Annotated in this window: 8 protein-coding genes; 4 read left to right on the top strand and 4 right to left on the bottom strand. The window is 49.8% G+C overall.

Annotation, left to right across the window (positions count from 1 at the left end):
- The first annotated feature begins 62 nt into the window (after positions 1-62).
- Complete coding sequence (locus tag OXG87_06590) at positions 63-2,426, top strand: DUF2723 domain-containing protein (GenBank protein ID MCY3869208.1); 2,364 nt, start codon at positions 63-65, stop codon at positions 2,424-2,426.
- Positions 2,427-2,432: 6 nt separating this feature from the next.
- Here the strand turns inward: OXG87_06590 and OXG87_06585 are convergent, their stop codons facing one another.
- Positions 2,433-3,119, bottom strand: coding sequence for a rhomboid family intramembrane serine protease (locus OXG87_06585; protein MCY3869207.1), 687 nt, complete (start codon positions 3,117-3,119; stop codon positions 2,433-2,435).
- Between the two features lie 2 nt (positions 3,120-3,121).
- On the bottom strand, positions 3,122-5,137 hold the full coding sequence (locus tag OXG87_06580) for a M23 family metallopeptidase (protein MCY3869206.1): 2,016 nt from the start codon (positions 5,135-5,137) through the stop codon (positions 3,122-3,124).
- A gap of 300 nt (positions 5,138-5,437) precedes the next feature.
- Between OXG87_06580 and OXG87_06575 the strand changes: the two genes are divergently transcribed.
- From OXG87_06575 to OXG87_06565, 3 genes are read left to right on the top strand one after another with little or no spacing between them, the layout of a single operon-like run.
- Positions 5,438-7,261 carry a peptidylprolyl isomerase gene (locus OXG87_06575; protein ID MCY3869205.1) on the top strand — a complete coding sequence of 608 codons (1,824 nt, stop codon included), beginning with the start codon at positions 5,438-5,440 and terminating at the stop codon, positions 7,259-7,261.
- A 12-nt stretch (positions 7,262-7,273) separates the two neighbouring features.
- On the top strand, positions 7,274-9,001 hold the full coding sequence (locus tag OXG87_06570) for an NAD+ synthase (protein MCY3869204.1): 1,728 nt from the start codon (positions 7,274-7,276) through the stop codon (positions 8,999-9,001).
- 13 nt (positions 9,002-9,014) lie between these two features.
- Positions 9,015-9,515 (top strand): hypothetical protein, encoded by a 501-nt coding sequence (locus tag OXG87_06565; GenBank protein ID MCY3869203.1) that lies wholly within the window; start codon positions 9,015-9,017, stop codon positions 9,513-9,515.
- Between the two features lie 195 nt (positions 9,516-9,710).
- Here the strand turns inward: OXG87_06565 and OXG87_06560 are convergent, their stop codons facing one another.
- The gene (locus OXG87_06560; protein ID MCY3869202.1) at positions 9,711-11,108 is read right to left on the bottom strand and encodes a hypothetical protein; all 1,398 of its coding nucleotides are present in this window, start codon (positions 11,106-11,108) and stop codon (positions 9,711-9,713) included.
- A gap of 1 nt (position 11,109) precedes the next feature.
- Positions 11,110-11,760: a hypothetical protein gene (locus OXG87_06555; GenBank protein MCY3869201.1), complete on the bottom strand. Its 651-nt coding sequence runs from the start codon at positions 11,758-11,760 to the stop codon at positions 11,110-11,112.
- Positions 11,761-11,883: the final 123 nt, after the last annotated feature.

Below are 11,883 nucleotides of genomic sequence, written 5' to 3'. Positions count from 1 at the left end.
TTGAAATTGAGCGACCCGAAGACCTTCCGGAGTAAGAACCCATACTTGCGAGTAGAAACCCTATGAACGGATTTGGACAGCGCAATAAGATCGTCGCTGGTCTGGTATTTTTTGTCACGACTGTTATCTATCTCTCGACACTGGCACCTACTGTTGCATTTTGGGACTGTGGCGAGTTTATTACTACTGCTTATACTCTGGGCATTCCCCATCCCCCCGGCGCGCCGTTCTATACTTTGCTGGGGCGTATCTTTTCCATGTTGCCTTTTGGAGAGGTCGCCTTTCGCGTGAATCTCCTGTCGGCTGCTGCTGGTATTGCCACAGTTGTTCTCATCTATTTGTGTACTGTCCGTTTGCTCTCCACATGGCTGGACCGCGAAAATACTGTCCAACAAGTCGCTATTCTCGTCGGTGGTGTGGTTGCTTCCCTCAGCACGGCTTTCTCTTTTTCTTTTTGGAATAACGCCATCGAAGCCGAAGTTTATGGTCTGTCGATGTGTATTACCATGCTGGCGGTGTGGGTGGCTCTGCGGTGGGATGAAGCGCATAAAGACCACAAGAGCGATCGCCTCTTGCTTTTTATTGCCTATCTTTTTGGACTCGGCGCAGGTGTACATCTCCAGTGTTTGCTCACCATTCCCGGTATTCTCATTCTGCTTTTTACCGATTTGATGGAAGACCGACCCCTCAAGCATCAGGTGCTCGTGGTTGTGGGGCTTACCCTTTATCCTTTCTTATCTATTATTTTTCCCATCGGGGTCGCCGCACTCCTGACGGGTGCTATTATCATTGGGTTGCTCATTTTGAGACCTGAGTGGCGCAGCCCCCAGTTCTGGGTTTTGGGAGCTGTCATCGGTGCGCTGGGTTTTTCCACGTATTTCGCCCTTTTTATTCGTTCGGGTCTCAATCCCATGATTGATATGAACGACCCCGAGACCTGGGAGAATTTCAAAGCATTTATGGGGCGTCAGCAATACGGGATCCACCTTGTTTTTCCTCGCCGCGCCGAACCCTGGGCTTTTCAGTTTAATATTTTTATCAAATATTTTCTCCAGCAGTTTCCGTTTTTTGATGGGATTACCGCAGCTTTTCGCCGTGCGGTAGATGTGTATATGAGCCGATATCAGTTCATTCAATATTCTCTGATTACGCTCGCGCTCGGCATTGGCGGTGCTGTGTATCACCTGCGTATGGATTGGAAACGCTTTGCTTCCCTTTTTGCCATGTTTGCCCTGATGGGCGTGGGGCTTGTGCTCTATCTCAATATGCCCGATCCAGAACCCCGTGAGCGCGAATATATTTTTGTGGGGGCTTATACATTTTTCGGTATATGGATGGGGATTGGTGCCGCGGGGCTTATCGCCTGGATGAAGACGCCATCTCTGGCGTGGGTCGCGGCGGCTCTCATGCTTCTGGTGCCATCGGGTATTCTGGTCAAAAATTATCACGTACACGATCGCACGGGCGACTTTGTGCCTTATGATTATGCCTATAATATTATGGCTACCTGTGAGGAGAATGCCATTTTGTTTACCAATGGGGATAACGATACGTACCCCCTGTGGTTTTTACAGGGCGTTGAGGGCGTGCGAAATGATATTCAAATTGTCAATCTCAGTCTGATCAAGACTTCGTGGTACATTAAACAGTTGAAGAGGCTCGGTGTTGAATTTGATCTGGAGGATGATGAGATTGAAAACTTGCTTGGGGCTCTTCCCTGGGATTATGACCAGGCCGTAGAGATAGCAGGTCTTAAACTCGAGGCGGGAGATCTTCCCATAGTCGGGTATCCCGCGGGCAGAGAGACGATTCCAGTTCTGGAACCCCATACTTTGATGATATGGCGCATTGTGAAATACAATTGGGAAAAGCGGCCCATTTATTTTGCCGTGACCGTGCCCGATATCAATATGGCGGGTTTGAAGCCCTATTTGTCTATGGAGGGGATGGGGTATAAACTGGTCAGGACCCGGGGATACGAGCAGTTTGAGGAGGAAAAGATCAGGCACAATTTGCTCGAGGTCTATCGGTACACCGGCGTTGCGGATAGTACGGTTCACAAAGACCCGGTTGCACGTCGCCTGCTCGGCAATTATTTGATTCTCTTTGATGGCCTTGTCCGCGCGTACATTCGGCTGGGTATGCACACAGAGGCTTATGATGTTCTCGTGGAAGTCGAAAAACGCGTGCCTCCGTACGCGCTCGATTTCCCGGAGACATGGCAACTCGTTGGCGAACACTATCGCGCACTGGCTCTCTTTTTTTACGAATCGGGTGACAGGGTCCGTGCTGTCTCTGCGCTTGAAAACTTTCTCCGCCTGGGCCCACCAATAGAAAATCCCGAAGATATACGCAGGCTCATAGACAGATGGAAATTGGGGACGACGCCGAGAGATGTAGATAGTGTGGGGTCTGGTGTGCCTTGACCGCTTTTAGTACTCCCACTGCTCATATACTCTTTTGGCAGGGATTTTGTTTTTCCATTGCCGCATGAGCACATAGCCTACGACAAATCCGGCAATGTGGGCAAACCAGGCGACGTCGCTTGTGCCGCTGGCGCTTGAGGCGTTGAGCAATTGTATGACAAACCATCCACCGAGTACGATTAGTGCTGGCACGCGAAGGATGAAATAAAATACGAGTACCAATATTCGCGCGCCGGGATATGCCGCCAGATAGCCTCCCAATATTCCCGCTATTGCGCCACTGGCACCCACCATTGGTATGGTGGATTCCGGTTCGGAGATCACATGTGATAGGGTTGCGATCACGCCGCAAAATAAATAGAAGAACAAGAATCGCATACGTCCGAGTGCGGCTTCTATATTGTTCCCAAATATCCACAGGTACAGCATGTTGCCGCCCAGATGTAATATGCCGCCGTGCATAAACATCGACGATAATACCGTGAGATATAAGGGGATGGGTGTGGGAGAGATTGCGTCAGTGCCTTGCATTATTTCAAAGGGGATTGCCCCATATCGCGCGGTAAAGACGTGAAATCCGATGTCGCCCAATAACCACGCGTACACAAAGATGCCCACGTTGGCCAGCAATATGCCGATTATCAATACGGGGATACGATCAGAAGGCGTTTCGTCTTTGAGGGGGATCATCATGGCTATTTGATCCTGAATGCCGTGGTGCGCCGCGATTCATTGCCACAGATGTCGCGTACGATAACTTCCAATTTGTGCGCTCCGGGCGTCAGGGGTTTTCGCGGTTTGGCAAAGATGCGATTTTCTTCCGGGTCGTATTCTACAATGAGCGCGTTGCCGTCGATGCGCATGATCATATCTTCTTCTCGCCAGATCCCTGAAGATGTATCCCATACAGAAGCCGCAACCCTGGGTTGGCGCTGTGTGAGTACTGTGCCGTTGGCGGGGGTTATGCTGGCAATTCTGGGGGGTACAGTGTCGGCGAGCAATGCAAATACGCCAAAGTTTCGCACGTTTCCCGTTATAGCACCTATCTTTGAATCGCGTTCCTTATCGACAAAGGTCCAGCTATTTCTTCCGTTCCATTTATAGATGCCGAGTTTGTCTATATTGGGATGGTCCTGGGGATATGAAAACGCGATTTCCGCTCCTTTGAATGCCACATCTCCGGGCATGATCTGAAACGCGGTTCCCACCATGCGTTTGTCCTTTATCAGGCTATCGGACTCTATGCGTCCATACAGGGTTTCGTAAACGCCCTCTTTCTCAAATCGCACCCGCACCAATCCGTCATCCGAGCGCATTTCTCCGCCGTCTTGTGTGACGGTTTGCTGGGTGATCCGCAGTTTCTGTGTTTGTCCGTTTGTCTCAATTTGTACATCTATGTCGTCGGCGTGCTTTTCATCAAATGGAATGACAGTCTGATATGTTTTCAAACCTGTCTGTTGAACTGCGAGGGTTCGCGTCCATTGTTTGGAAAGTTGTGCTCGAACAGTTGGTATTTCTGATAGTGTCCGATTGGCCGAGATGCGGATAACTGCAAAGGTGGGGAAGTAGGATATTTTGCTGGTTATTTTTGGGGTGTTGCTTTGTTGTGGTGAATTTTTAGGGGAGGATATCCCATCCGCGTTCTGCACCCGCAGAAATACGATTGCTTTTGCGCGGTTCCCCTTTACGTCTTCGGCAATGACCTGCAGGCGGTGTACGCCCGGCGAGAGTTCATGTCCCGCACCGTTGGTTTTTGTTCCCGCAAATAATACGCCTGATCCCACTTTGTAATCGCTGTAGAAAGGCAGGCGGTTGCCGGGTTTGCGATACAGGCTGTGAAATCGCCCCAGGCCGCGACGGTTCATGTAAAAGTCATATGCGAGTTCTCCGTGGCGCGTTACGTCGTATCCAAATAGCCCACAGGTTTTTTGAAATATCTCTTCGCCGTTTATTAGAAGGCGCATGCGATAAGGGGCCAATCGATTTGTCAGTTGAGAGTCATTTGCGCGGTCAAATGCTTTCACGCCAATGCCGATGGGACCCCAAACGGTCACGGTATCGGAACGTGTGAAGATCTTTTCTTTTGTTCGATAGACGAGGCGATGTGACACTGGCTTGTGCCCTCCTTTGACCCGTGCATCTGCGTCTAAGGGTGCGAGGCCGATCGCCTGTATGGTTGGGGGTATGGTGTCTTTGATATCGAATCCATGGAGCAGGGGATTGATGGGGCGGTGTTTTGCATCGCGCAATTCGAAGTGCAAATGCGGTACGCCAATGCCCGTGCTGCCCGAATAGCCCAGCACTTCTCCGCGTTTGACGGGGATTTGATCGGGGCGAAAATACAGGTTTACGCTGTATGTTCCGCGGCGGTCTTGCTCTTGCTGGACGTATTTTTCGATGCGTTTGGAAAATCCCGACAAATGCGCCCAGAGCGCGAACAGGCCATTGTCGAGTTGTACATATACCACTCGCCCGTATCCCCAGGGCGATGTGCGGACTCGCCAGACGTATCCATCTGCAATCGCTGTTACGGGATATCCTTCTTTGCCATAGGTTTTCAGGTCAATGGCCGCATGCAATCGCCCCCCCCGGTATTCACCAAAGGTCGAGGTCAATGCCGGGGGGGCATCCATGGGCCAGTGATAATTTTCTGCGTGTGCAGTAATGAGGAGGGATAGGAGAGTACAAATTATGGCAGATAGGCGAGGCATGTAGGAATTCGGGGCAGTGGTTGGTAGTTAGCTAAAGACCTTCTGGATCGCGGCTAACAGCCTGCCGCGATGACACTCGCTATACCTGTCGTCACGCCTGCATGCTTTGAGCAGGCGTCCGGGATGGGAGTAATTTTAACTCTTGTCGCATTGAGTATAGGCCTTTTATCGACCCTCGTCAAGAAGCTGAATGGGCCTGTATTTTTAGAAAAAAACCTTGCCAGCACAGAGTCCAACAAGTAGATTACCTAACCTTATCTTTATTGGTTTTACCGCTTCTATAATGGAGGAATAGTTTCAATGCTCGCTCAAATGCGTAGTGCTACTTTTATCAAGGCGATGATGATTATTGTTGCGGTTGCTTTTGTCGGCCTTATGGTGTTTGAATGGGGGGCTGATTTTAGCAGTCGGGGTTTTGCCGCTATTGGTGATAATATCGGTTCTGTGAATGGTCAGGATATTTCTGTCAAGCAGTTTGAGGCCGAAATCCGAAATGATCTCGAGCAGGCGAAGGCGCAGGGCAATGAAGATCCCGATGTCAGCCAGGTTATCTCGCAGACCTGGGAGCGCGTGGTTACACAAACTCTGTTCGGGCAACAAATCGACAAATACGGTATTACTGTTTCCGATTCTGAAGTCAATCACATCAACCGCACACAACCCGCCGAGTGGATACAACAACAAGAGTTTTTCCAGACTGACGGCACATTTGATCTGGCGAAATACAATCAGTTTCTCGACGATCCCGGTACGTACAGCGATCCCCGAATGAAGCAGTTTGTTCTGTTTGCCGAAGAGAATGCGCGAAGCCAGTTGCTTTCGCAAAAGCTCGAGACCCTTATTGTTGGTTCGGTCAAAGTGACCGATGCGGAGGTCGAGCAGGCGTATATCGAGCGCAACGAAAAGGTGCGCGTGTCTTATGTGGGGTTTGATGTCAATGCCATTCCCGACTCACTCGCGCTGGTCGCGGATGCTGAGGTTCAGACTTATTATGAAGGCCATCGAGACGAGTACGAGCAAGATGCCGCCATACGCGCGGCCTTTATTTCACTTCCCAAAATAGCGACCGCACGCGATGAGGCCGAAGCCAAAGCCGAGATAGATCGGGTTTTTGCCGAGGCTAAGAGTGGCGAGGATTTTGCCGAGCTCGCCAGAGCGTATTCCGATGGACCAAGTGGCCCGCGCGGTGGCGATCTCGGCTTTTTTGGGCGGGGACGCATGGTCAAGCCTTTTGAAGATGCGGCTTTTGCGCTCAATGCGGGGGAGATATCCGAGCCGGTCAAAACGCAGTTTGGCTGGCATGTTATTAAGGTGGAGGAGACGCGCGGCGCGGCGGATAGTCTCGAGGTTCACGCGCGGCATATTCTGGTCGAGGTGCGCCCCGGGCGCGATACGCTGGATAGTTTGCGCGTGCTTGCCGAGGAGTTTGCAGAGATAGCCGAGGATGTCGGGTTTGACGCAGCTATAAATCAGAGAGATTTGCAGAGTCAGGATTCGGAGTTTATTACCGCTGGCAGCTTTTTCCCGTTGCTGGGCAATAGCACATCGGGTCTGGTCAACAAATTCCTGCACGGTTCTCCGGGGGATATTTCCAGTGTTTATGAAAATGATCAGGGTATCCACGTTTTCGCTTTGCGGGAGATCCGCGAGGCGGGTCCTCGGCCTCTGGATGAGGTTAAACCGCAGATTGAGGCGAGTTTGAAAAATAAAAAGAAGGTCGAGGTTGCAGCTGGTCGGCTGACCGAGGTGATGGGGCAGATTAAGACGGGCAAATCCCTCGAAGAGGCAGCCGGGTTTTTCAATCTCACGGTTCAGGCGCCGGAGCTTTTTGCGCGCACGGGCTTTGTTCCCAGTGTGGGCAGTCGCAACGCTTTTGTGGGCGCGGCATTTCGTTTGTCAACGGGTCAGACGAGTGAGATCGTCAAGACTGACCGCGGGGCTTATATTTTGCGCGTAGAAGAAAAACAATCTGTTGATGAGACGGGTTTAGCGTCGGCGAAATTGACGTTATTGCAGCAGGTGCTTTCACAAAAACGCCAGGAGGTTTTCGCGGCCTGGTTTACCGATTTGCGAGAGAATGCCGAGATTGTCGATTACCGTCACTTCTTCTACTCCGATTATTAGAGGACCGGACACGTGATTCGCCTTGCCCTATCGCAAATTAATGTCACCGTAGGTGATCTTGCGGGCAACCGTGAAAAAATTCTTGACCATGTTCACAGGGCACGCGACTTGGGGGCGCATGTTGTCGTTTTTCCCGAACTCGCGATCCCGGGCTATCCGCCCGAGGATTTGCTTTTTAAGCCCCGGTTTATCCAGTCCAATCTCGATGTGTTGAATGAACTCGTTCGGGCGACGCAGGGTATTGCTGCGATTTTCGGTTTTGTGGATCGTCACGACGATATCTACAATGCCGCAGCGATTGCTTGCGACGGGCGCTTGATCGATGTTTATCACAAGACCTATTTGCCCAATTACGGCGTCTTTGACGAAGACCGCTATTTCCAATCCGGGAAGACCGCAGGGGTGTACCGCCTCAATGGCGTTGCGTTTGGGGTTACGATCTGCGAAGATATCTGGTATCCCGGCGGTCCCGCCCGGGAGCAAGCACTTGCTGGCGATGCCGAGGTGCTGATCAATATTTCTTCCTCTCCTTTTCACGATGGCAAAGAGTTGTTGCGCGAGCAGATGATTGCTACGCGCGCGACGGATAATAGTGCTGTTCTGGCTTTTTGCAATCTCGTTGGCGGGCAGGATGAATTGATTTTTGATGGGGGCAGTTTGATTGTCGATCAAGAGGGGCGCGTTGTTGCGCGGGCACCCCGGTTTGAGGAAGATCTGTTGGTGGCGGATGTTGATGTTGAAGCTGTTTTTCGCAACCGCCTGCACGATTCGCGTCGGCGCAAGGAGAAACGCGATGTTTCTGCTCCTGTGGCTATTGATCTGCCGGATTTGAACCCTAAAGCTGTCTGTCTTTCTCCGTCTGAGAGACCCGATTTTCCGCGTCCAGATGAGCGTCTCAAGAATATTTACGATGCGCTTGTTCTGGGCACGCGGGATTATGTTGTGAAGAATGGGTTTGAGAAGGTTTTTATCGGGTTGTCCGGGGGGATTGACTCGGCACTGGTCACGGCTGTTGCCTATGATGCGCTGGGGCAAGAGAATGTGGTGTGTGTGACGATGCCGACCCAATACTCGTCAGAGGGTACGTTTAACGATGCCCTGCAGATGGCGGGGAATCTCGATATTCGCATTCTGACGTTGCCGATTCAAAAGTTGTTCGACCAGTATCTCGGTTTGCTTGCGGATGAGTTTGGCGATTTGCCTTCTGATACTGCGGAGGAGAATATCCAGCCGCGTATTCGGGGTACTTTGCTGATGGCGCTTGCCAATAAGTTCCGCGCGCTCGTGCTGGCGCCGGGGAATAAGAGCGAGTTGAGTATGGGTTATGCCACGCTTTACGGCGATATGGCGGGTGGGTTTGCGGTTATTAAGGATATTTACAAGACGCTTGTTTATGATCTGGCGCATTATCGCAATGGTCTGTCGGATCATCCCGTTATTCCCGTTTCGATTATCGAGCGACCGCCCACGGCCGAGTTGCGCGATAATCAGAAAGATACGGATAGTTTGCCTCCTTATCCGGTGCTGGATCCCATTCTCAAAGCGTATGTGGAGGACGATACGAGTCTGCAAGATATTATTGCGTTGGGCTATGACGAAGATCTCGTCACGCGGGTTATCCGCACGGTTGATATCAACGAGTACAAACGCCGCCAGGCACCTCCAGGTATCAAGATTACACCCCGCGCATTCGGACGCGATAGGCGATTGCCGATTACGAATCGGTGCAGGGAGTATTAGGTGGGAGGATGCTATGAGGGCCAGTGTGGTTTTAGCAACACTATGTTTCTTTTGGATGACTTTGCATACGTCATCCATCCGAGCAGAAGAATCATGGAAAAAAGTAGAAGTGGGACCAGATAAGGGGAGCTATAAAGGGAAGTTGTGGGGTTTGGACGCTCTTGCAAGGTTTGAAAATGATCAAAAGTTTGTCAAATTTATTGTTAATCAGCAATATTCCTCTGTGAAAGCCGCTGTCGAGACCTGTAGGCGAGTGGGTGGCCTGGCTGAGGACGTCATAAGCGAGTACGGTTCCTTTGACATTGTTCGCGAGATTAATCAACGCGCAGTGATTAATATTTTTCCCGGTCTCGTTGAAATCAACCAACAAGCCCACCGACAGGTGATATTTACAGCCCCTTGCAATATATCAATCAGAAATAAAGGCAATCCCAAAATCCGCACTGATCTTAGCGTCGAAGACAAAAGCACCACGTTCAGGATGCAACTTATATTGCCAATAAAGACTCAGTAGTTGCAAAAGGGTATCCATATATCCCAAATCCAAAAGGGTGTCAACGAGCCGGATTAAATTATGCCTCGCGCAGCACACCGAAGCATTTTAAGCAAAAAAGAGCGAGTCCTTTCTGGCCCGCTCTTTTCATTTAAGAGAAATAGAAAACAGCCCAGGGGCTGACCCCCGGGCTGTTTATTGTGTCATCCCATACTCCTAACCCACGGGTTTGCCAAAGGCACTGGCAAATATCAGAAAGTCTGAGAATACGACCGCACCATCCCCGTCTAAATCTGCCGCGGGATTGTATCCTATTCCCCCTTCAATTGTGCCAAAGGCAGAAGTAAAAAGTATAAAATCAGAGAAATCGACATCACCATCACCATCTATATCACCATTCCGTGCCAGAGGCGATTCATGGCGGATTATTATAAAGGCCTGGAACATCGTTTCAGAAGTGTATGTTCCCAGGAGAGAAACGGTATCTCCTGCCATCAGGTCGGTAATAGGAAAAATGATTCGTGCGAAATCATCAGGATTATGAAACAAAAAGATCTTGAGGATCTCCTCAGCACTTATTTGGCCTGGGGAAACTGTCAGGGCCTCTGAAGCATCTATCTGTATCTGTTGGTTGCCAGGTTGAATGACAAACGATTTTGTTTCAGCATTGAAGCTTTGAACCTTGACCTCCAGAATTTCAGAAATTACTGGCTCTGGATCCCGCGGTACTATCTGTAACATCATTTGTAAATCTGTTACACTTTTGCCACCAATGACATGAACAAATTCGGTAGAATCGACCTCACCTGTCGTAAGATTGATTCCTCTGGGAGTAAGTGACCGAAACCTATTTCCCACTGAATCGAGCAGATCCGCTCCCATTATCATAGCATAAGCGCCGTCAGGGACATGTTTTATCTCAAACATCTGTTGTTCATTGAAATCGGCAATGCGAACCATAGATAATAGAATCAGATCATCGAATTCTTGATAGTATGGGAAAGCTTTCACAAATCGATCAGGATCAATAATTGCGGCCCCGCCTGGGTGTGAATCCCTATTCAATGTAAAACCATCAGGTAAGGTGCCTACACCGGAAATAACAGCATCTGGCAGTTCTGAAGTCCCAAAGAAATATTGCTGCTGTTCATCAATAGGGTCTGGATCCGACTCACCAATAAGGACCTGGTAGCTCATACTGTCAGGCAAATTGATAGTCCCTGTTAATGTAAAGCCATCCGCACTGGCTGATAGGTCAGGAGCAGTTAGAACTTCTATAATCAGATCAGGAGGATAGGAAATAAAATCTCGGTCAATATCAAAGTACTTAGTGATAGTTGCTATAGCAATGCTGTCGCCATCGAAATAGGGCAAAGTTTCAGGTTTCCTCAATTCGTTAAAAGTTACGACTGGTTTATTCATAGTGATTTCAAATCTCTGCATGCCACTCGGCACGGGGGGATTCTTCACATCTTCCTGGAGTGTCACGCCGCCTATCACAAATGAGGTCACAGCCGTCTCAACTTCCTGCCCCCATATAGGGCTTCCCATCACACCAGTAGTCAGTGCTACCACGAGGATCCTGCGAATATATGTTGACATGACAGAGTCCATTTTAACCTCCCGTTCTTCGCCCATAAGGAAAACCGAGGCCGACACAGGCGGAGATTGCTCGGTTTTTGATGCTGGTTTCTGCATTGAAGTTAGGATCATAGGGCGCGGTTTTGTTAATAGATCGAATGCCCTCGGTGTATAGCAATTCTGCCTTGATTATCATCGCTTCAGAAAATGTCATTTGCGTGCCAAGTCCTACAATGATCCCAAAGTCTGTGGTCTTGAACTCGAAGCGGTCTCTCCAGTGTCTTCTCGCTAACTGACCTTCGCCCTCGCTCCTAACTTTGAATGCTACTGATGGCCCTGCGAGTATAAATAAAGAAGGTGCATGATAGGGGGAGATAAGTGTGATATTGACTAGCCCAGAAAACTCAATGTAGTCAACTTCTATGATGAAATCGTATAAGAAGTCATGAGCACCCTTTTGCACATAGTCACCATTGAGTTGAAAGCCAAATCTGCCCTGTACTGGAAAAGTCCCGGAAATACCCAGCTTGAGGGTGGCGCGTGCATTCACTGGACGCCTATCCATTATCTCTCCACTCAGGGTTGCCAGATTCAGGCCCTCCCTAACAGAGAGTGTCGGTTGTCCAAGCATCGAGGTGGGATAGGACAGGACCGCAAATATCAGAATACCCATAAAGTATCTCATATCTCCTCCCTTGAGTTCAGGGATCCGCTTGTTCCCTATTTTTACGTAACATCAGTTAAGGATCTGGCGACACCTCTACATTGAACACAGCCTGTCGCCTCACGCGTTGTCCCGAATTTAAAT

This window comes from Gemmatimonadota bacterium (assembly GCA_026706845.1).
Classification (GTDB): domain Bacteria; phylum Latescibacterota; class UBA2968; order UBA2968; family UBA2968; genus VXRD01.
The sequence above is the reverse complement of the archived record's forward strand: the minus strand, read 5'-3'. Positions and strand labels throughout refer to the sequence as shown.

What these genes read in the sequence shown, in the direction of transcription:
- OXG87_06590 (MCY3869208.1), top strand. Translation starts at nt 63, where the DNA reads ATGAACGGATTTGGACAGCGCAATAAGATCGTCGCTGGTCTGGTATTT.
- OXG87_06585 (MCY3869207.1), bottom strand. Translation starts at nt 3,119, where the DNA reads ATGATGATCCCCCTCAAAGACGAAACGCCTTCTGATCGTATCCCCGTA.
- OXG87_06580 (MCY3869206.1), bottom strand. Translation starts at nt 5,137, where the DNA reads ATGCCTCGCCTATCTGCCATAATTTGTACTCTCCTATCCCTCCTCATT.
- OXG87_06575 (MCY3869205.1), top strand. Translation starts at nt 5,438, where the DNA reads ATGCTCGCTCAAATGCGTAGTGCTACTTTTATCAAGGCGATGATGATT.
- OXG87_06565 (MCY3869203.1), top strand. Translation starts at nt 9,015, where the DNA reads ATGAGGGCCAGTGTGGTTTTAGCAACACTATGTTTCTTTTGGATGACT.
- OXG87_06560 (MCY3869202.1), bottom strand. Translation starts at nt 11,108, where the DNA reads ATGGACTCTGTCATGTCAACATATATTCGCAGGATCCTCGTGGTAGCA.
- OXG87_06555 (MCY3869201.1), bottom strand. Translation starts at nt 11,760, where the DNA reads ATGAGATACTTTATGGGTATTCTGATATTTGCGGTCCTGTCCTATCCC.